This window comes from Paraburkholderia gardini (assembly GCF_907164575.1).
Lineage (GTDB): Bacteria > Pseudomonadota > Gammaproteobacteria > Burkholderiales > Burkholderiaceae > Paraburkholderia > Paraburkholderia gardini.
In genome coordinates, this window is sequence record NZ_CAJQYY010000038.1 from 1 (window position 1) to 19,218 (window position 19,218).

Genomic DNA, 19,218 nt, shown 5'->3' on the forward strand with positions numbered 1-19,218 from the left:
TAGGCTTTCATTCACCCTGATTTTACCGCCCCCGGACCATGTCTATAAGAATCAGATAACACGACAAGTAGTCTGACGCCGGGGGAGAGCGAGGATCACCGGGTAATCCCCCACCTGGAGTCAGACTGATGCGACGCGACGAGCGAAGCTCAGGCGAAGTCATTGTCAACGATTTGAGTCGCACGGTCGGACGACCGGTTGTTGGCTGCGTAATGTCGGACAGGCTGAGGCATTACAGAATCGACCTGCTCGCGTGGCCGTATGACGCCAGTCACGCGGTCGCTTTCCTTACCCCCAGCCTGGACATATCAGTCAGGCATCCATCGTCGAGTGCGGTCACGGGCGTAACGTCACGATGATGGATATGTTCTGGTCGCTTGTCTTTCGTATAACGGTTGGCGACAGGATCCAGGATCAGCGAGAAAATAGCGCGCGTCCAGGGCGAGAGGTTGGGCGGTGATCCGTGGATAAGGCTATCGCCGAAGATCAGCGCAGTGCCCGCCGGTCCTGTCGCAGAAACCAGATCCCGCTTCTCTCCCACCTTCCTGACCACTTCGGTCGGAACCACCCACCACGGGTGACTCGTGGTGACCGTATCGTAATGCGCGTCTGACGCACCAGCCCGATGCGAGCCCCGGATGAAGTACAAAGGCCCGTTGAATTCATTCACGTCATCGAGAAAGACATGCAGGTTGAGCGCCAGCGGTTCCGGCACACCGTCATCGCGATGGTGGGTCGCGAAATCCTGATGCCACTGCCACATTTCTCCAGTGATCGCTTCCTTGACGTTGATCTTCGACTGCATGACATAGAGATCCGGGCCGGCTATCTGCTGTGCCGGCTCCACGAAACGCGGGTGCCGCACGAGCTTGCCGAAGACTTCGTCGCGCAGGTGAAGACCGAACGCCGTGCGCACGACGTTACTGTTTTTCTCCTTGACGTTCGCCGCGCTTTCCTCGCTGAAAACGCGGTCCATGGCGCTTAGCAGGACTTCGACCTCGTCGGTGGAAAAAGAGCTTCGGGAGAATGAGAAAACCATCCTCGTTGAATTGCCGAAGCTGCTCTTGTGCTAGCTGCATGGTGGACCTCCGAATAAGACGATATGAGTATGCGAGACAGACTCAGCTGTGTTCTGTCAGTGCCTTGATGTGCATCGATTAAAGGATAGCCGCCGGTTCAATTAAATAGAAACTAATACTGTTTAATGAAGGTATAAGTGATGTTGATGTCATATTTCGTGAGCGCCTTAAGTTGCCGGCATCTACGGATAAGCGTCCATTGCGGTGCTAATGTCGATGCGCGTTCAGGCAGGTTTCCCCAAAGCGTATTCAATGAGCCGGACGCCCGCGGATGAGAAATAGCGCGACCCGATTCCCTCTCAAGGTCCGCGACCTGAAAAAGGGTATTCCTTGCGGCGAACGCAGCGTCCTGCGCGAGGACCTGAAAATGACGGCGACGGCAACCCGGAAACGTCACTCGCTCGTGTGATACCGGAAATCGAGATCGCGCAGCCCGATACTGAAATCCAGCGGCGACGAGCCCTGAGCCCTCACTGCATCCTGGATACTCAGGTTCGCTCCACCATCCTCGCCCACGATCGTGGCCATGTCGCCTGGCGATACGTCGGGATGGCCCGACAGATCAACGACGGTATATTCCAGCGTGACGGAAATGATGCGGGCGAGTCGCCCAGCGATCAGGACGTGAGCGTCGATGTCAGGACGTGAGCGCGGCATACCATTTGTCCGTCCAATCGCAAGCACACCGGTTCGCGCAACACCCTCGAAGTTGGACCCGTATGGATCGTTATCGGCTCTGATCGAGCCTGGATCGATCGGCCGTACCTGGATCAGGCGCGCCCTGATCGCGCGAAGAACGGGAGCCGACTGCGGGGTGATCCCGTTGTCGGCCGAAAATGAGCGCAAGCCATACAGGAAATGACCCGCACACACCGCAGTGAGACTGTCGTCGATATTCGCCAGCACGTGCGCGCTCGCGCGGGCCTGCGTCACGCGCAATGCCAGTCCTCGTTGTGCGAGACGTCGAACGAGCGCTTCGAACGCGCGGATTCTGTCTTCAGCCCAATCGGCGTGACCCATGTCAGCGAAAGGCACTGCGGATCCTCGGGCCCAGATGCAAGCTGCCGCTGTTGCCTGCCCTCGGCATCACCATTGCGTTCGATCGTGCGCGGCCGTCCGCGCTTGTCGTGGCGTTCGCCGCTCATATCCGGGCCGTTTTGCCGAAGATCCAGCTGACGCGACGAGATGTCGAGTTGAGGCGAAACGGTCGGTATCGGGGCAGCGCAGATAAAGTCACCGGAAGCGAATTCAAAGAGGCCCCTCGTTGGCGGGGCCTTGAGCTACGAAATCACCGTGTTTCTGTTAGTACGTCACAGAGGTCCCACTGCCAGTAAAACTGTGCTGGGTAGGAGCGTCATTTGCATAGTCGGAAACGGCCTGGATGATGTTCACGATCTGTTGCGGCAACCTGCCGCCGCTAACCGCGGTCATTGCAGTACGATCCATCTCAACGGCTACGGGAAGGTCTTTGATTACCAGCGTGTTCATTTCGATTCTCCAAGGATAAATGAGTCAGTCAGGAATGTCAGAGCTTGTTTTGAGGGTGTCCCCACTCCTCGATGAGAATCAACGCAAAGTGCGTGCCAAACGGTGGCACCGCGGTCAGCGATCACACAACTAGTTGAAAATACTGGATTTTTAATGGCGACCAGTGCGAATTGGCAGGCAGACGTGCGCGCTGCGGCCGGTGGCTCGGATCCAACTTTCCGTCTGGCACTGTGGGTTAGATCGCGACACATGCGGTCCGCCTGCGTATCCCGTGTTTGTACGATGTCCTCGAGGCGTGGAATCCGATCGAAGCCTGACGACAATGAGTCTGTCGCGGACAGTCTCGCTTTCCTGCTGGACTGCTATGGCCACACATGCTGCTGTGGCCTGCGATGGTGAAACTGCGCTCAGGCTCCTTCCTCATCGAAAAGTCCGCCGAAAACCCGCTTACATCTGGGGGCCACTCACTGGTGCTGCGCGACGACCCCGGGAGTCACCGTACGCGTACCCCAACGCACCGTCGCGAGAAGAGAGGCTACGACGATCAAACCACCTCCAACCCACGCCCCGACCGACAACTGCTCGCCCAGCCACACGCATGCGAATAGCGCACCGAATGCTGGCTCACTTCCCATCAACAGCGCTACACGGGTCGGGCTGCTGCGCTTGACTGCATGGTTTTGCGCAAAGAACGCGAACAGTGTGCAGGCCAGCACCAGATAGAACATGCTCGCCCAGAACATGCCGTGGCCAGCCAACGTCGGCAATGGTTGCCACTGCCGAGGCGCAAACAGTAACGCAGCGATCAGGCTGCCACCCGCGACTGTGCCAGCCTGCACGACCGTCACAGCCAACGGAGCAAGCGCAACGTCGCGCATGACACGCCTTGTCACGCAGACATTCAGTGCCCTGAGAAACGCAGCCAGAAGAATCAGCGCGTCACCGGGTCCCGGCTCGGCCACGCCACCGCTGAGTAACCATGCGCCCAGCAACGATAGCGCCACAGCGCCCCATTCCGCGCGCAAAGGCTTTCTTCGCAGGAGGGCCCATTCCACGAGCGGCGTTAGCACCATGCACAGGCTGATAAGAAACGCAGCGTTTGATGCCCGTGTCAGTAATATCCCAAACGTCTCGGCCAGAAAAATCCCCAGCAGCAATCCGCCAGCGCCGAATGTGCCCGCCAGCGTTGACGCCTTTACGTACCGCAGCGAGCGCAAGGCGGGCGATAGCACCACAAAGGTCAGCCCGAAGCGCAACGCAAGCAGTCCCAGGACCGGATAGAACGCGAGCGCGCCTTTGACGACTCCATAGCTCGTGCCCCACACCATCGCGACCACCAGCAGCATCAGGTCGGACAGCCAGAGTAGACGGTTTTGTTTCCGCATGGCAGACCTCGTTATCGGCAAGGTCTGAATTGTCCAGTTTTGCGTTTGAAATGATAATTGCGGTTGAACGCACATGTTTTATGTCGCATCCGCACAAATTCCCCCCAACGTGATAATCATGCATCCAACCCAGCTTTTCGCGCTGTTACCCGACATGGCGACCTTTGCCCGTGTTGTCGATGCGGGCAATTTCTCCGTGGCGGCACGCCAGTTGGGCAGCACACCGTCCACGGTGAGCCGCCAGATCAAGCGGCTTGAAGAAGCGCTCGGCACACGACTGCTGGAACGCTCGACGCGCAGTGTGCGAGTGACCAGATCGGGCACGCAGGTTTACCGGTATTGTCGCGACATGCTTGGCGCCGCATCGGGCGCCGTTGATGCGGCTGGGCAGACCATCGGTCAGCCACGGGGGAGAGTCAGCGTCAGTGCGCCGACGGCTTTTGCCAAAACAGTCATCCATCCGCTGATTCCGGGGTTCCTGCGTACGTGGCCGGATGTGGATGTGCAACTGGTATTCGCTGACCACGAAGTCGATCCCCTGCGCGACGATGTGGATTTCGTGATCCGCCTGACCAACTCGCCCCCGCCAAATCTTGCAGCCCGACAACTCGGTACGGTGAAATGGGTGCTCTGTGCGTCGTCAGCCTATCTCAACGCACACGGCACACCGGCCGAACCTCATGATCTCGCGCAACACGATTGCCTGTATCTCGGCGAAACCGTTGACGACAATCGCTGGCATTTCCGGCGTGGTACCGATACCCGGATCGTGGAAGTAAAGGGCCGCTATATCGCCAATCACGCGGGCGCGCGGCTCGATGCTGCGTTACAGGACTGGGGCATTGCAAGCCTGCCTGACTTTGCCGCTGCCGAAGTGTTGCTACGCGGTGGGCTGGTTCAGGTTCTCGCCGATTGGGTATTCGAGGCGCGTGTGTACATGGGCCCGGTGTGGTTGCTGTATCCGCCCAACCGTTTCTTGCCGCCGAAGGTTAGAGCGCTGATTGACTACCTGGCCGAACATCTACGCGAGACACTGGGCGAATGACCGCCTTCTGCCGGTCCGAAGGACCGCTACAGGTCGGGAGTGTGAGTTCGCTGATGCAGGAAGCCGCCACCGTCAGCAACCGTTCGCCCGCGCCTCGTGCAACGAATCCCACAATAAATATGGCTGCCAGACCACGCATACGACGTCGCGCCAACTGGCCCGACAACCTGCACGAGCCGCGTCCGGGCTATTACACCTGGCGCGATCCGCGCGACGGGAAGACGCACATCCCCGGCCGGATTGACCTCTCGCTCGCGATCTTCGAAGCGCAGGAAGTCAACCGTCGACAGTCGTAAATACCGGGATCGAGTAATCCGCTTCGGCGGTGCCGCACCTATCTGGGATCGGCGGCTGACAACACCTTTGCTTCCCTGTCAGGACCTGTCTGTGGAAACTGCGCCCCAGCGCCGCACACGAACAACCTTCATAATTGCGGCCATCCGAAGCCCAGGAATCGCGCCATCATGACCGACACCCACGCCCGCCCCCATCAATCGCCCCGACTCACCAGCCTGTCGCACGGCGGCGGCTGCGGCTGCAAGATCGCCCCCGGCGTCCTCGCCGACCTGCTCAGGCGCAGCGCACCGCTGCCGTTCTTTCCCGATCTGCTGGTCGGCAACGATACCGCCGACGACGCCGCCGTCTACAAGCTTAACGACGAGCAGGCAATCGTCGCCACCACCGACTTCTTCATGCCGATCGTCGACGATCCGTTCGACTTCGGCCGGATCGCCGCCACCAACGCACTGTCCGATGTCTACGCGATGGGCGGCAAGCCGATCATGGCACTCGCCATCGTCGGCATGCCAATTAACGTGCTGCCGCACGACGTGATCGCGGCCGTGTTAAAAGGCGGCGAGTCCGTGTGCGCCGAGGCCGGCATTCCGCTCGCCGGCGGCCATTCGATCGATTCGGTCGAGCCGATCTACGGTCTCGTCGCACTCGGCGTGGTCGATCCGAAGCGCGTCAAACGCAACGCAGGGGCTCAAGCCGGCGACGTGCTGGTTCTCGGCAAGCCGCTCGGCGTCGGCATTCTGTCGGCGGCGCTCAAGAAGGACCAGCTGGACGCCGCCGGCTACGCCGCGATGATCGGCGCGACGACCAGACTAAACCGCCCCGGCGTAGAGTTGGCGAGGCTGGACGGCGTGCATGCGCTGACGGATATCACCGGCTTTGGGCTACTCGGCCATACGCTCGAACTGGCGCGCGGCTCGAATCTGACTGCCCGCGTGCGCTACGCGGATCTGCCGTGGCTGCCGGGCGTGATCGACCTCGCGGAAGCGGGCATTCTGACCGGCGCATCGGCGCGCAACTGGGCCGCCTACGGCGAAGATGTCGTGCTGCACGCGGCTCTGCCGTCGACGGCGCGCACGCTTCTGACCGACCCGCAAACCTCGGGCGGCCTGCTGGTTTCGTGCGCACCCGAAACGGTCGACGAAGTGCTTGCGTTGTTCCATGCCGACGGGTTCGGCGACGCGCGCGTCATCGGCGAAATGGTCAGCGGAGAAAGACGCCTCGAAGTCGTTTAACGTGCAAGCGGACGCCGCGCGAAAGCGCGGACCGAAGCATGGGACGAATCAATCACGCATCACACTGGGTCCCGGCCTGGCCGCGCATGCGATAATTTCGCTCTTTCCGCCGAGCCGCTTTGTCTTTTCCTCTTGAAAAACCTTCTCGTCAGCCTCGAAAAAGCAGGTGATTTCGATGAAATCATCGATGTGCGCACGCCTCTCGAATTTGCGGAAGACCACATTCCGGGTGCGCTCAACGCGCCGGTACTGAGCAACGAAGAACGCGTTCTGGTCGGCACCACGTACAAGCAGGTCTCGCCGTTCGAAGGCACGCGGATGGGCGCGGCGATGGTCGCGCGCAACATCGCGCATCATCTGGAGACGAGCTTCGCCGACCGGCCACGCAACTGGCGGCCGCTGATCTACTGCTGGCGCGGCGGCAAACGCTCGGGCTCGGTCACGACACTGTTCAACATGATCGGCTGGCAGGCGCGCCAGCTGGATGGCGGCTACAAGAGCTACCGGCGCGCCACGCTCGAAGCACTCGATACACTTCCGAAGACCCTGAACTACATCGTGCTTGTCGGCCCGACGGGCAGCCGCAAGACGCATTTGCTGTCGGCCCTGAACCAGGCGGGCGCGCAGACGCTCGACCTCGAAGCGCTGGCCGCGCATCGCGGCTCGCTGCTCGGCGCATGGGCAGGCGTGCCGCAGCCCTCGCAAAAGCGTTTCGACACCCTTCTCGTCAGCGCGCTGCGCGAGTTTGATCCAGGCCGGCCGGTGTTCGTCGAAGCGGAGAGCCGGCGCATCGGTTCGGTGGCTCTGCCGCTCGCGCTGCTGGACACGTTTCATCAGGGTGCGTGCGTGAAGGTGCTGTCGAGCTGCGAGGATCGCGCGACGTTCCTGCTGCACGACTACGCGCATCTGTTCGATGACCCCGAGGCGCTCAAGGCGCTGCTGGAACGGATGATCGGCTTGCATAGCCGCGAGCGCGTCGTGGGCTGGCAGCGGCTCGTCGACGAAAACCGGCGCGCCGAACTGGCCCACGAGCTGATCGAGCGGCATTACGACCCGGCGTATGCACGCAGCAGCCATCAGCATTTCACGCAGTTGCCGCACGCGCTGCAACTGACTTTTCGCCCCAACGACGCCGATGTCGTCGAGCAGGCAAAGACACTGCTTGCCCAGCTCGACGGCCGCGCGCCCACTGTCATCTGATTAAAACCATCGCTTGAGACCTTCATGCAATCAACCCTTCGACAACCTCGTGTCGCGCCTGGCTGGGTCGTATTCCTGCTAATCGCGGTGGTCGGCCTCTTCTACGTGAAGTGGTTTCCGTACTACAACCGCGCGTTCGTTGCCGCGAGCCAGCACTCCATCGGCAAGTCGATCCTGATGGGCACCTCGGCGAGCGCGCCAGACGCGTCGTGGCAAGCCGCGACCGATTACGCGCTCGCTTATGGCAAAGCAATCTGGCAAGCCATGGTGCTCGGACTGCTGCTCGGCTCGGCGGTGCAGGCGCTGATTCCGCCGCAATGGGTCGCGCGCGCGCTCGGCCGCACCGATTTCACCAGCGTGGTGAAGGGCTGCCTGATGTCGTTGCCGGGCATGATGTGTACCTGCTGTGCGGCCCCGGTCGTCGCCGGTTTGCGCGCGCGCCAGGCGGCGCCTGGCGCGGCGATCGCGTTCTGGCTCGGCAACACTGCGCTGAATCCGGCCACGCTGATCTTCATGGGCTTCGTGCTAGGCTGGCAGTGGATGGGCTTGCGGCTCGCGCTCGGCATTGTGATGGTGTTCGGCCTCGGCTATCTGGCGAACCGCATGGTCACACCGAAAGAAGCCGAAGCATCGCGCGAAGTCCTTTCGCTACTGGTGTCCGCCGACGACCCCGGCTCCGCTTTCACGCGCTGGGTGAAAATCCTCGGCAGGATGACGCTGCGTCTCGTACCCGAATATATCGTGCTGGTTTTAATTCTCGGCGCGGCGCGTGCGTGGCTGTTTCCGCACATCGGACCGAACATCGATAACAGCCTCGTGTGGATCATCGCGTTGTCGGTCGCGGGCACGCTGTTCGTGATTCCGACCGCCGGCGAAGTGCCGATCATCCAGGCAATGCTGTCGTTCGGCATGGCAGCCGGTCCCGCCGGCGCATTGCTGCTGACATTGCCGCTGATCAGCGCCCCGTCGATGGCCATGCTCGGCCGCTCGTTCCCGAGGCGCGTACTGACGGTGGTGGCGCTGGCGGTGGTGGTATGCGGCGTGGTCAGCGGCTTGCTGGCCATCGCTTTGGGCTTCTGAATCCAGGCTACCGAGTTTGAAACGTATCGCTGCATTCGTTCTGACTGTTACTAGTGGCGTCAAATTCGTCTAAAACGGACGGTTTGAAATTCAAGATGAAGTGATCGCGCGATGGTGGGATCAAGGTTCAAGCTGGTTCCGCGCGGCTGGCCTCAGTGACTAATCCGCCAGCCGTACCGGGCAGCATCTCTCAATTTGTACCGGTACTGTACCGGACTCCTTCGATAGACTGCATCATCCGTCACCGAATCTGGAGCCCGTCATGTCACTCGACTCCCCGCTGACACTCGGCGCCCTGCCCGCCGGCATCCTGTTCGCGCTCGTCACCAGCATCACGCCGGGTCCGAACAACACGATGCTGCTGGCGTCCGGCGTCAACTTCGGCTTTCGCCGCACGATGCCGCACATACTCGGAATCTCCGCCGGCGTCGCGCTGCTGATGCTTTCCGTCGGCTTCGGCCTTGGCGAAGCGTTTCGCCGTTTTCCGATGCTCTACACCACGCTCGAAGTCGCAAGCGTCGTGTACCTGCTGTATCTCGCCTGGAAAATCGGCACGTCGGGTGAAATCCAGACCCGCAAGGGCGAGCGCCGGCCGATGCGCTTTCATGAAGCCATCGCGTTCCAGTGGATCAATCCCAAGGCGTGGATGATGGTGCTGACGGCCGCAACCACGATTCATCTGAGTGCCGATTTCGGCTTCAACTCACTGATGATGGCAGTGTTGTTCTACGTAACCGGATTGCCCTGCATCTGCCTGTGGGCCGCATTCGGCACGAGCCTGCGGCGCCTTCTGTCGAATCCGCGCTGGCTGCGCGCGTTCAACATCGTGATGGCCTCGCTGCTGGTGCTGTCGATGTACCCGGTCGCGCTGCATCTGCTTGCCTGAAGCCGCTACCGGATACCGGCGATAAACCGCCACAACGCGTCGTCGGTTGAATAGGGTACGTTGAAGCGGAACCACGCGGTGGGAGCGTCGTCGGGGCGGAAATACGAACCCGGCGCGAGCCAGATGCCGTCGCGCAGCGCGGCCGTCGCGATTTCGGCGGCACGCTCCGGCTCGACCGGCAGTCTGGCCCACAGGAAAAGACCCGCGCGTGGCCGGTGAAACAGTTCGAGGCCAGCCGCATCGATGCGTTCCTCGACCTGCACGTGCGCCGCTTTCAACTGTTCGTTGACCGTCTCGACGTGCCGCGCGTGACGCCCTTCGAGCAACACCTTGTCGACGATCCGCTCGATCGGTTCCGACGACGTCAAACCCACCGCCATCTTCGTGCGCGCCAGTTCGCGCAGCACGTCGCGCTCCGCGACGACATAACCGCAGCGCAGCCCCGGCGTGACCGTCTTCGAAAAACCGCTCACGTACAGCACGCGATGCAGTCCTTCCATCGCGGCGAGCAGCGGCGCGCTGGCCGGTGCAAGTTCGCGGCTGACGTCGTCCTCGATCACCCACATGCGCTGCCGTTCGGCAATCTGCAACAGCCGGAACGCCGACGCCATGCCAAGCGTGGTGCCGGTCGGATTCTGCAGCGTCGTGTTCACGAACATCGCTTTCGGCCGATGTGCTGCGACGAGCCCTTCGAGCGCGTCGGCATCGAGCCCGGCCGGCGTGCGCGGCACGCCCTGCACGTTGAGCCCGGCCAGCTTGAGGATCTGCAGCAGGTTGCAGTAGCCGGGATCTTCGACCAGCACGGTATCGCCCGGACGCAACAGGGTGCGCACGATCAGGTCGAGCGCCTGTGTGGCGCCCTGCGTGAGCAGCACGTTCGACACATCGACGGGCAGGCCGTGCCGGTCGAGCTGTTCAGCGATGCGCTCGCGTAACGGCGCGAACCCGTAGGGATGGCCGTAATCGGCGAGACGCCCGGGCGGCACGCGGCTCGTTGCGCGCAGCGCGTGCTGCAGCCCGGAGCCGTTGACCCACTCGTTCGGCAGCCAGCCGCACCCGGCCTTGATCGGCACCGAATGATCCGCGTACACGTCCGAGAGCAGCCACGTCGCGGTCAGGCTGGGTGGCTGCCAGTCGCTCGCGCTCACCCGCGCGGGGGGCGCGTCGAGCGTCGCGACCCGGTAGCCGGAACCGCGCCGCGCCACCACGAGGCCCATCGAAACAAGACGGTTGTAGGCCTCCGTGACGGTGAACGTGCTGAGACGCTGCGTCTGCGCCAGCTGCCGCACCGAGGGCAGCAGCGCGCCGGCGCGCAGCGACTGCGATTCGATCGCCGCCGCAAAGCCCTGTACGACCTGCTCGACCAGCGTCGATGTACTACGGCGGTCGCGTTCCAGTTGAAGTTCGATCATGGCGAAGAAGGGGCAACGAGCGATAAAGGACCACGCATGCACCACTACAGTCGAAGCGGATTAACCAGCACAGTTGCCAATGCAGATGAGCCAACTGTCTATGCCGCCATTAGACCGCGAGCGCTACAGTTTCGCTACCACTTCGAGGAGAAAAACCCATGACTTCGCGCCCCGTCATCGACGATCTGTCGTCTTTCTGGATGCCCTTTACCGCCAATCGCCAGTTCAAGGCCGCGCCGCGCCTGCTGGAATCGGCCAAGGGGATGTACTACCGCACGACGGACGGTCGCGAGGTGCTGGACGGCTGCGCGGGCCTCTGGTGCGTGAACGCAGGCCACGGCCGCGACGAGATCGTCGCCGCGATCACGAAGCAGCTCTCCACGCTCGACTTCGCGCCGACGTTCCAGATGGGCCATCCGCTCGCCTTCGAAGCGGCATCGAAAGTGGCCGAACTGATGCCGGAAGGACTCGATCGCATTTTCTTCACGAACTCGGGTTCGGAATCCGTCGATACCGCGCTGAAAATCGCGCTCGCGTATCACCGCGCGCGCGGCGAAGGCCAGCGCACGCGCCTGATCGGTCGCGAACGCGGCTATCACGGCGTGGGCTTCGGCGGCATCTCGGTGGGCGGCATTTCGCCGAACCGCAAGACGTTTTCGGGCGCGCTGCTGCCCGCGGTCGATCATCTGCCGCACACGCACAGCCTCGAACACAACGCGTTTTCGAAGGGACAACCGGCGTGGGGCGCACATCTGGCCGACGAACTGGAACGTATCGTCACGCTGCATGACGCCTCGACGATCGCCGCCGTCATCGTCGAGCCGGTCGCGGGTTCGACCGGCGTGCTGATTCCGCCGCAAGGTTATCTGCAGAAACTGCGCGACATCTGCACGAAGCACGGCATCCTGTTGATCTTCGACGAAGTGATCACCGGTTTCGGCCGCCTCGGCAAGGCCACCGCAAGCGAATACTTTGGCGTCACGCCCGATCTGCTGACGATGGCGAAGGCGATCAACAACGCAGCGATCCCGATGGGCGCTGTCGCGGCAAGCCGCACGGTTCACGACACGATCGTGAACAGCGGCGCGCCCGGCGCGATCGAACTCGCGCACGGCTACACGTATTCGGCGCACCCGGCCGCCACCGCCGCGGCAGTCGCGACGCTCGACCTGTATCGCCGCGAGGACCTGTTCGCGCGCGCCGCATCGATGGCGCCGAAGTTCGAAAGCGCCGTCCATGCGCTGCGCGATGCGAAGCACGTGAAGGACATCCGCAATCTCGGCATGATCGCTGGCATCGAACTCGACACGCGCGACGGCGCGCCGGGCGCGCGTGCCTATGAAGCGTTCGTCAAATGCTTCGAAGCGGGCGTGCTGATCCGCTTCACGGGCGATATCCTCGCATTCTCGCCGCCGCTCATCATCGAGGAAGCGCAGATCGACCGCATTTTCAGCACCGTTCGCGAGGTGCTGGCGACGGTTCAGTAACGCGTGACGTGTAGCGTATAACGCGCCGCGAGGCGCGCTACACGGCTAGTGATGCGCGCGAGCGGCCCGGGTATGGGCCGCTTTTTTTGCGGCTGCTGAACGGCCGCTCGCGCCTTTGGTCTGCGCGGCTTTCTTCGCCGCCGCGGAGCGGCTCGCTGCCGGACGATGGCTGGCCGCCGACTTCGCCTGTTTCGACAAGGCCTTCTTCGATGCGCCCTCGCCGCTCTCGCGCCTGAGCGCCGTGGTCGTGGCGCGTGAACGTGTCGATTTCGATTCCTTGCCGGCCGGTTTCGCGGCCGTTGGCCGGCGCTTGCCGGCGGCGCTGTCCTGAGCCGCCTTTTTGCGGGTTGCCTCAGTGGTCGCGCCCTTCTTTGGCGCCTTGAGCGCCACGCCCGCACGGCGCGCTTTCGACAAACCGATCGCGATGGCCTGCTTCGCCGATCTGACACCGTGTTTGCCTTCCCGCACGCGATCGACTTCTTCCTTCACGAATTCGCCGGCCTGCGTGCTCGCCGATTTTCCCGCGCGTTTGTCCGCTTGAGCGCGCGCGACAGTTTTTCTTTCTGGCATGACAGTTCCCCCAGGTAACGGTTGCCTCTGCGGGGAAGCAACGCGTGTGCCCGTGACCGCGACGGGTCCTGATCCCGCGACCGGCGTGACGCGGCATGAGCTTGCGGGATACCCGGCGGCGCACGCCGGCTCAACAAAGAATGCACTGACCTGTCGCAGCGCCTATTGTTAAAGGGAAGCTCATGAAAAATGGGGGACACGGGAAGAAAAGGCGCTTCAGACCATCTCTATCGGGAGACGCAACCATGAAACCACCGTCTATACGTGCCGGCACGCATATTGAAGGGGTCCACTGGGTCGCCGAATACATCGAAACGGCCCACGAGATCCGCCTGTATCGCGAGGGCCAGGAAGTGGACGTGCATAACGCGCCGTCCGCGCTGTTTGGCGACGAAGAGAACGCCGGTTCGAAAAACGGCGCCGATCATCGCGCCGCCGAAGCGGCCGTTCTCGCCTATCTGCGCCACTTCGTCGCCGAGCACGACCACGAGGAATAGAGGAATAACCAGCGGGCATTACGCAGAAGGCGTTCGCTGCCTCCGCGCAATGCCATGCCGCATGCCGCGCTGACGGTCGCCTATTCCGCAGGGCGCAGCTTCTTCACCTCCGCATCGGACGGTTGCACGCTTGCGCCGTCGATGTAGCGATACGACGTCATCACGCCCTTGCCGTCCTTTACGCCCGTCACGCCGACATACGCGCCCATCGTCGACTGGTTGTCCTGCGCGCGGAACGTGATCGGCCCGAACGGCGTATCGACGCCCAGTCCCTTGAATGCCGCAGCCAGCTTGTCAGGATCGGTTGAGCCTGCTTTTTTCAACCCGTCCGCAATCGACATCAGCGCCGAATAACCCACCACCGATCCGAGCCGCGGATAGTCGTGATACTTAGCCTGATAGGCATCGACAAACTTCCGGTTTGCCGGCGTATCGATCGAATACCACGGGTAGCCGGTGACGATCCAGCCCGTCGGTGCTTCGGCGCCGAGCGGATCGAGATAGTCAGGCTCCCCGGTCAGGAGCGACACGACACTGCGATCCTTGAAGAGGCCACGCGTATTGCCTTCGCGAACGAACTTGCCGAGGTCCGCGCCGAACAGCACGTTGAAGATCGCATCGGGCTTCGCATCGGCGAGCGCCTGCGTCACCGCACCCGCATCGAGGTTGCCAAGCGGCGTGGCCTGTTCGGTCACGAACTCGACATCCGGTTGCGCGGCCTTCATCAGCTTCTTGAACGTGGCCACGGCCGACTGCCCGTATTCATAGTTCGGATACACCAGCGCCCAGCGCTTCTTCTTCAGCTTCACGGCTTCCGGCACGAGCATCGCGACCTGCATGTACGTCGAAGGACGCAGACGGTACGTGTATTTGTTGCCGTCGGCCCAGACGATCTTGTCGGTCAGCGGTTCGGCGGCCAGGAAGAAAATCTTGCGCTGCTTCGCGAAGTCGGTCAGCGCGAGGCCGGTATTCGACAGGAAACCGCCGAACAACAGTTGCACCTGCTCACGCGCGATCAGTTCCTGTGCGACGCGGATCGTGTCGCCAGGGTTGCCGTTGTCGTCGCGCGAGACGACCTCGAGCTGTTTGCCGAGCACGCCGCCCGAACCGTTGATCTGGTCGAGCGCGAGATTCCAGCCGTTCTTGTACGGCCCAAGAAACGCGGGCTGCGCCTTGTAGCTGTTGATTTCGCCGATCTTGATGGTCTGCTGCGCGCTCGCGCCGAGCGCGGCCAGCGAGAGCGTCAACGAAACCGTCATGCGAGTGATCCATCCTGCGCGCGTGGTCATTACCTGTTCTCCGTTATCGAGGAATTGCGTGATGCTGCGAATTCAGGTGTGCTGCTAAAGGCTGCTAAATACTGCTAAAGCCGGTTTGCCACATCGGCATCGCGTTCAGTTCAATGCATGGGTGCGGGTGTCGGCGCGGATACGTGCAACCGTCGCCTCGACGTTCCGCCATGCCGGTCTGCCGCCCGCGAACTGCCCGCGCATGTACGACACGATTTCGGCGACCTGGGCATCGTTGAAGCTGTCGCGGTAAGCCGGCATCGTACCGAGTTCCGGCCGCGCAGGCGAGACGATGCCATCCAGAATCACGCGAATCAGGTTATCCGGCGCGGTACTGTGCACATTCGTATTGAGCGCAAGCGACGGATGCGCGCCGAACAGTTCCGGCCCGCTGCCGGTGTGATGGCACGCGGCGCAGGCGCCGTCGAAAAGCCGCGCGCCGGCGCCGGCCGCTGACGCAATATCGCGTGTGCCGCTGGCCCTTTCGTATTCGCGGGCGAGCGCCTCGGGATTCGCATTCGGCTGGGCCGGCGTCATCGAAGCGAGGTAGGTGGCCATCGCGCGGACATCTTCATCGGGCAACGCCGACAGTTCGCTGACCACCGCGGCCATCGGGCCGGCCGCGACGCCATGCAGCCTGGCGTGACCGGAACGTAGATAGCTGAAAAGTTCGTCTTCGGTCCACGGCACCGGGGCATCCGACAGCGACGTCAGCGCGGGTGCGTGCCAGCCGTCCGCCGTGCCGCCTGCCAGAAACGCCGCGCCGGTTTTTTCGGCACCCAACGCGTTGCGCGGCGTATGACACGCGCCGCAATGGCCGAGTCCGTTCACGAGATACGCGCCGCGATTCCATTGCACGCTTTGCGATGCATCGTGCGTGACCGTATTGCGTTGCAGGAACAGGCCGTTCCAGACGGCCATCAATGGGCGCACGCTGAACGGGAATGCGAGCTTCGTTTCAGGCGGCCGCGCATGCACCGGCGTTTGCGACATCAGGTACGCGTAGAGCGCTTTCAGATCGTCGTCGGATACGTTCCTGAACGACGTGTAGGGAAACGCGGGATAGAGACGATGGCCGTCGCGATGGATCCCCTCGCGCATCGCGCGCACGAACGCTTCGAGCGACCAGTTACCGATGCCCGTCTGCGCGTCGGGCGTGATGTTCGTGCTGTAGACCGTGCCGAACGGCGTGTCGAGCGGCAGGCCGCCCGCATTCGGCACGCCGTTGCGCGCGGTATGGCAGACCGCGCAATCGCCAGCGGCGGCAAGTACCTTGCCACGCGCGATCAGTTCAGGCGCGAACGTGCCTGCAAGCGGCGCCGTGACCGGCGCGATGGCAGCCGGTGCCAGCGCCAGAGCGCCTAGCCACCCAGCTGCACCCGTAGCAAGCGCGCCGAAAAACCCCAAGCGCCAGCGCTTCTTCCGGCGCGCGGCTTTCTCTTCGGCCTGTGCATCGGCAAGCGCGGCGCGAATCACGTCCGGCGTAAACGGCGGGCGCCGGAAGCGAACGCCCGTCGCATCGTATAACGCGTTCGCAATCGCGGCGGCGCCGGGTAGAGACGCGGATTCGCCGGTGCCCATCGGCGGCTCGCCGTGACGCGGCATCATCACGACTTCGATCACGGGCACTTCACGGAACGTGAGGATCGGATAGGCGCCCCACTCCTGGCTCGTCACCGACGTGCTGCCGAATGCGACCCGTTCCTTGAGCGCGCGGCTTGTCGCCTGGATGACGTTGCCGTGGATCTGGTGACGCACGCCATCGGGGTTGATCATCGTGCCGGCGTCCTGGCCGACGACCACGCGCGTCACCGCAAGCTCGCCACTCTTCCGGTTGACCTCGACATCGGCAACCCACGCGGCCCACGCCGCGCCGAAGCCCGGAAACCGGCTATGCACGTAGCGCGCGTATGCGAAGCCGCGTCCGCGCATGATGTCGCTCGCGTCGGGTTCCCTGTCTGGTCCGGGTGTGCCTTCAACGGTCACGCGCGGCTGCCAGCCGGCCTTTTCCGCAGTCGCTTTCACGAGGTCGATCGCACGGGGATCCGTGAGATGATTCAGGCGAAACTCGACGGGATCGACGTCCGCTTCAGCGGCCAGTTCATCGATGAACGATTCGTGAGCGAAGCTATTCGGCAGTGCGGAGACGCCGCGCAACCACGACGCGCGCACGATGGGCGGCATGTCGTCGCAAACAATGCGCATCGTCCGGTAGTCGTACGGCGGCACCGCCGTACGATCGCCCATTTCGAACACCTGGGGTTGCGGTGCGATGGCGCCGGTGAGCAGCAATGCGAGCGTCGGCGCATCGTTGGACGGGTAACGTGTCGCGAAGTCGTAACCCGTCAGCGCGCCTTCGGCATCGACGCCGCCGCGCACGTCCATCAGTTGTGCCGCGCCTTTCGGCTCCCACGCGTGTTCGTCCTCGCGCGAGAGCTGCACGCGCACCGGCTTGCCCACCGCACGCGAGAGCAGCGCGGCGTCCGCGGCGACATCGTCGGCGCAGTTGCGGCCGTAGCATCCGGCGGCCTCCATGCGCACGACCTCGATGTGCGCTTCGTCGATGGCGAGCAGCAGTGCCAGATCGGCGCGTAGCGAATGCGGATTCTGCGTGCCGGACCACACCTTCAGCGTATCGTCGCGAAAGTCGGCGACAGCGCATGAAGGTCCGACCGACGCATGCATCTGAAACGGCCAGACGTAGGTGCGCTCCAGCGTTTTTCCGCCCTGCGCCAGCGCGCCGTCCACGTCGCCTTCGATCACGAGATCGCGGCGCGTCGACGGATTCGCACGCAGCGCGGCTTCGACCGCTTCGCTCGTGTCGAGCGCGGGCAGAGGGTCGACGGGTTTCCATTGCACGTCGAGCCGTCGCGCGGCGTTGTGCGCGATTTCCTCGCGCTGCGCCACGACGCCGACAAAATCGCGAATCACCACGACCTTCACGTCGCCCTGCAATTCGCGCAGTGACGATTCATTCACCCGTAGCAGGCTGTTTCCAATGAAGTCGCCCTGCGCGATACCGGCATACGGCGGACGCACCACGCGCCCATGCAACATGCCCGGCACACGCACGTCGTGGACGAACACGAGTTCGCCGGTGGCCTTGGCGGGAATATCCACACGCGGCGTGCTCTTGCCGACGATGCGATATTCGTCGGGCGATTTGAGCGGCGTATCCGGCGCGAGATCGAGTTCGATGCGTCTTCCACCGATCAGCTCCGCATAGGCAAAGCCCGCTGCGATATCGCCATCGCGGCGATGCACGATGCCATCGCGCACGTCGAGCAGTTCCGCGCTGACGTTCCAGCGCCGCGCTGCTTCATCGACGAGAAAATGCCTTGCCTGCGCGGCCGCCTGACGAAGCGGCACGGCTGAAATCTGGATCGTCGCGCTGGCGATCGTCGGTCCCTGATTCGGCGCTTCGGCCGTATGACCGAGCACGACGCTCACGCGCGTGAGCGGCACGTCCAGTTCTTCCGCGACGATCTGCGCGAGCGCCGTGCCGATGCCGGTTCCAAGATCGACGTGCCCGTTGAACGCGACGACTCCACCGTCGCCCCGCACCGCAAGGAACATGTCCTTTTCGGTCGGCACATGCGAGGAACGCGAACCGGGTTGACCCATGGCGGCTCGCGGCGATGCCTGCGGCGGCCGCGTGACGATCAGCACGTTGGCACTGTCGAAGAGTGTCCGCCGCGATTCAGCGTCGCGGCTTCGATCGACGCTGAAGTCCGGCCCGGTCATGGCGGGTCTCCGGCAGGTACGGCAGCTACGTCATGCCCGCCACGTTCAGCGAGCAGGACCGCGGCGCGCTGCACGGCACGCAGGATCTCAACGTGCGTGCCGCATCGGCACAGGTTGCGCGAAAGCTCACGGCGAACCGCCTCGGCGTCGGGATGCGGATTGCGATCGAGCAGTGCTTTCGCCGTCATGATCATGCCGTTCAGACAGTAGCCGCACTGGGCGGCCTGTTCGTCGATAAACGCCTGCTGCACCGGATGCAGCGCGCCCCGTGTACCCAGACCCTCCAGCGTCGTGATCTCGCGCTCCAGCGCGACCCGCGCGGTCGTCACACACGCGCGGGTCGGCGTGCCGTCCAGCAGCACCGTGCAGGCGCCGCATTCGCCAAGCCCGCAGCCGAATTTCGGGCCGTTCAGCTCCAGATCGTTGCGCAGCAGATAAAGCAATGGCGTGTCGATGTCCGCGACGACACGATGCGTCGCGCCGTTCACGTGCAAGGTCAGTGACACGGAAGCAGCCATGGCGTGCGC

At 63.1% G+C, this 19,218-nt stretch carries 17 protein-coding genes; 8 read left to right on the forward strand and 9 right to left on the reverse strand.

The window, feature by feature from the left end; genetic code table 11:
• Positions 1–271: 271 nt before the first annotated feature.
• The 4 genes from LPA34_RS24420 to LPA34_RS24440 all read right to left on the reverse strand — a co-directional run bounded on the left by LPA34_RS24420 (position 272) and on the right by LPA34_RS24440 (position 3,952).
• Complete coding sequence (locus LPA34_RS24420; protein ID WP_267478883.1) at positions 272–1,039, reverse strand: phytanoyl-CoA dioxygenase family protein; 768 nt, start codon at positions 1,037–1,039, stop codon at positions 272–274.
• A 433-nt stretch (positions 1,040–1,472) separates the two neighbouring features.
• A complete protein-coding gene (locus tag LPA34_RS24425; protein ID WP_228983312.1) occupies positions 1,473–2,114 on the reverse strand; it encodes an alanine racemase C-terminal domain-containing protein in 642 nt (213 codons plus the stop codon).
• Positions 2,115–2,381: 267 nt separating this feature from the next.
• Positions 2,382–2,567 (reverse strand): hypothetical protein, encoded by a 186-nt coding sequence (locus LPA34_RS24435; RefSeq protein ID WP_228883678.1) that lies wholly within the window; start codon positions 2,565–2,567, stop codon positions 2,382–2,384.
• Positions 2,568–3,031: 464 nt separating this feature from the next.
• On the reverse strand, positions 3,032–3,952 hold the full coding sequence (locus LPA34_RS24440; protein ID WP_228983315.1) for a DMT family transporter: 921 nt from the start codon (positions 3,950–3,952) through the stop codon (positions 3,032–3,034).
• A gap of 118 nt (positions 3,953–4,070) precedes the next feature.
• Between LPA34_RS24440 and LPA34_RS24445 the strand changes: the two genes are divergently transcribed.
• The 6 genes from LPA34_RS24445 to LPA34_RS24470 all read left to right on the forward strand — a co-directional run bounded on the left by LPA34_RS24445 (position 4,071) and on the right by LPA34_RS24470 (position 9,692).
• The gene (locus LPA34_RS24445; protein WP_228983403.1) at positions 4,071–4,997 is read left to right on the forward strand and encodes a LysR family transcriptional regulator; all 927 of its coding nucleotides are present in this window, start codon (positions 4,071–4,073) and stop codon (positions 4,995–4,997) included.
• 119 nt (positions 4,998–5,116) lie between these two features.
• Positions 5,117–5,293 (forward strand): phage integrase Arm DNA-binding domain-containing protein, encoded by a 177-nt coding sequence (locus tag LPA34_RS24450; protein ID WP_228983317.1) that lies wholly within the window; start codon positions 5,117–5,119, stop codon positions 5,291–5,293.
• Positions 5,294–5,461: 168 nt separating this feature from the next.
• Positions 5,462–6,526, forward strand: coding sequence for a selenide, water dikinase SelD (selD, locus tag LPA34_RS24455; RefSeq protein WP_228983319.1), 1,065 nt, complete (start codon positions 5,462–5,464; stop codon positions 6,524–6,526).
• 132 nt (positions 6,527–6,658) lie between these two features.
• Positions 6,659–7,726, forward strand: a complete 1,068-nt coding sequence (gene mnmH / locus LPA34_RS24460) for a tRNA 2-selenouridine(34) synthase MnmH (RefSeq protein ID WP_228983322.1) — start codon at positions 6,659–6,661, stop codon at positions 7,724–7,726.
• Positions 7,727–7,750: 24 nt separating this feature from the next.
• Positions 7,751–8,806: a permease gene (locus LPA34_RS24465; RefSeq protein ID WP_228983326.1), complete on the forward strand. Its 1,056-nt coding sequence runs from the start codon at positions 7,751–7,753 to the stop codon at positions 8,804–8,806.
• Positions 8,807–9,068: 262 nt separating this feature from the next.
• Positions 9,069–9,692 carry a LysE family translocator gene (locus LPA34_RS24470; protein WP_228983329.1) on the forward strand — a complete coding sequence of 208 codons (624 nt, stop codon included), beginning with the start codon at positions 9,069–9,071 and terminating at the stop codon, positions 9,690–9,692.
• Between the two features lie 5 nt (positions 9,693–9,697).
• Here the strand turns inward: LPA34_RS24470 and LPA34_RS24475 are convergent, their stop codons facing one another.
• Positions 9,698–11,104 carry an aminotransferase-like domain-containing protein gene (locus tag LPA34_RS24475; protein WP_228983332.1) on the reverse strand — a complete coding sequence of 469 codons (1,407 nt, stop codon included), beginning with the start codon at positions 11,102–11,104 and terminating at the stop codon, positions 9,698–9,700.
• A 158-nt stretch (positions 11,105–11,262) separates the two neighbouring features.
• Between LPA34_RS24475 and aptA the strand changes: the two genes are divergently transcribed.
• The gene (aptA, locus tag LPA34_RS24480; protein ID WP_228983335.1) at positions 11,263–12,591 is read left to right on the forward strand and encodes an omega-aminotransferase AptA; all 1,329 of its coding nucleotides are present in this window, start codon (positions 11,263–11,265) and stop codon (positions 12,589–12,591) included.
• A 45-nt stretch (positions 12,592–12,636) separates the two neighbouring features.
• On the opposite strand, the gene LPA34_RS24485 is transcribed toward aptA, so the two are convergent.
• Positions 12,637–13,161 (reverse strand): DUF6496 domain-containing protein, encoded by a 525-nt coding sequence (locus LPA34_RS24485; protein ID WP_228983336.1) that lies wholly within the window; start codon positions 13,159–13,161, stop codon positions 12,637–12,639.
• 245 nt (positions 13,162–13,406) lie between these two features.
• On the opposite strand from LPA34_RS24485, the gene LPA34_RS24490 reads away from it, so the two are divergent.
• Positions 13,407–13,658 carry a hypothetical protein gene (locus LPA34_RS24490; RefSeq protein WP_228983340.1) on the forward strand — a complete coding sequence of 84 codons (252 nt, stop codon included), beginning with the start codon at positions 13,407–13,409 and terminating at the stop codon, positions 13,656–13,658.
• A gap of 80 nt (positions 13,659–13,738) precedes the next feature.
• Here LPA34_RS24490 and LPA34_RS24495 read toward each other — a convergent pair whose 3' ends face one another.
• The 3 genes from LPA34_RS24495 to LPA34_RS24505 form a co-directional block, all read right to left on the reverse strand.
• A complete protein-coding gene (locus LPA34_RS24495; protein WP_228983342.1) occupies positions 13,739–14,947 on the reverse strand; it encodes an ABC transporter substrate-binding protein in 1,209 nt (402 codons plus the stop codon).
• A gap of 105 nt (positions 14,948–15,052) precedes the next feature.
• Positions 15,053–18,691 (reverse strand): molybdopterin cofactor-binding domain-containing protein, encoded by a 3,639-nt coding sequence (locus LPA34_RS24500; RefSeq protein ID WP_228983346.1) that lies wholly within the window; start codon positions 18,689–18,691, stop codon positions 15,053–15,055.
• Complete coding sequence (locus LPA34_RS24505) at positions 18,688–19,209, reverse strand: (2Fe-2S)-binding protein (protein ID WP_228983349.1); 522 nt, start codon at positions 19,207–19,209, stop codon at positions 18,688–18,690. Before LPA34_RS24505 ends, LPA34_RS24500 begins: the two co-directional genes overlap by 4 nt.
• Positions 19,210–19,218 lie beyond the last annotated feature (9 nt).

Excerpts from the sequence above, each read along its gene's own strand:
- aptA (WP_228983335.1), top strand. The coding sequence starts at position 11,263 with ATGACTTCGCGCCCCGTCATCGACGATCTGTCGTCTTTCTGGATGCCC.
- LPA34_RS24465 (WP_228983326.1), top strand. The coding sequence starts at position 7,751 with ATGCAATCAACCCTTCGACAACCTCGTGTCGCGCCTGGCTGGGTCGTA.
- LPA34_RS24445 (WP_228983403.1), top strand. The coding sequence starts at position 4,071 with ATGCATCCAACCCAGCTTTTCGCGCTGTTACCCGACATGGCGACCTTT.
- LPA34_RS24475 (WP_228983332.1), bottom strand. The coding sequence starts at position 11,104 with ATGATCGAACTTCAACTGGAACGCGACCGCCGTAGTACATCGACGCTG.
- LPA34_RS24490 (WP_228983340.1), top strand. The coding sequence starts at position 13,407 with ATGAAACCACCGTCTATACGTGCCGGCACGCATATTGAAGGGGTCCAC.
- LPA34_RS24505 (WP_228983349.1), bottom strand. The coding sequence starts at position 19,209 with ATGGCTGCTTCCGTGTCACTGACCTTGCACGTGAACGGCGCGACGCAT.
- LPA34_RS24450 (WP_228983317.1), top strand. The coding sequence starts at position 5,117 with ATGGCTGCCAGACCACGCATACGACGTCGCGCCAACTGGCCCGACAAC.
- LPA34_RS24435 (WP_228883678.1), bottom strand. The coding sequence starts at position 2,567 with ATGAACACGCTGGTAATCAAAGACCTTCCCGTAGCCGTTGAGATGGAT.
- LPA34_RS24485 (WP_228983336.1), bottom strand. The coding sequence starts at position 13,161 with ATGCCAGAAAGAAAAACTGTCGCGCGCGCTCAAGCGGACAAACGCGCG.
- selD (WP_228983319.1), top strand. The coding sequence starts at position 5,462 with ATGACCGACACCCACGCCCGCCCCCATCAATCGCCCCGACTCACCAGC.
- LPA34_RS24470 (WP_228983329.1), top strand. The coding sequence starts at position 9,069 with ATGTCACTCGACTCCCCGCTGACACTCGGCGCCCTGCCCGCCGGCATC.
- LPA34_RS24420 (WP_267478883.1), bottom strand. The coding sequence starts at position 1,039 with ATGGTTTTCTCATTCTCCCGAAGCTCTTTTTCCACCGACGAGGTCGAA.
- LPA34_RS24500 (WP_228983346.1), bottom strand. The coding sequence starts at position 18,691 with ATGACCGGGCCGGACTTCAGCGTCGATCGAAGCCGCGACGCTGAATCG.
- LPA34_RS24495 (WP_228983342.1), bottom strand. The coding sequence starts at position 14,947 with ATGACCACGCGCGCAGGATGGATCACTCGCATGACGGTTTCGTTGACG.
- LPA34_RS24440 (WP_228983315.1), bottom strand. The coding sequence starts at position 3,952 with ATGCGGAAACAAAACCGTCTACTCTGGCTGTCCGACCTGATGCTGCTG.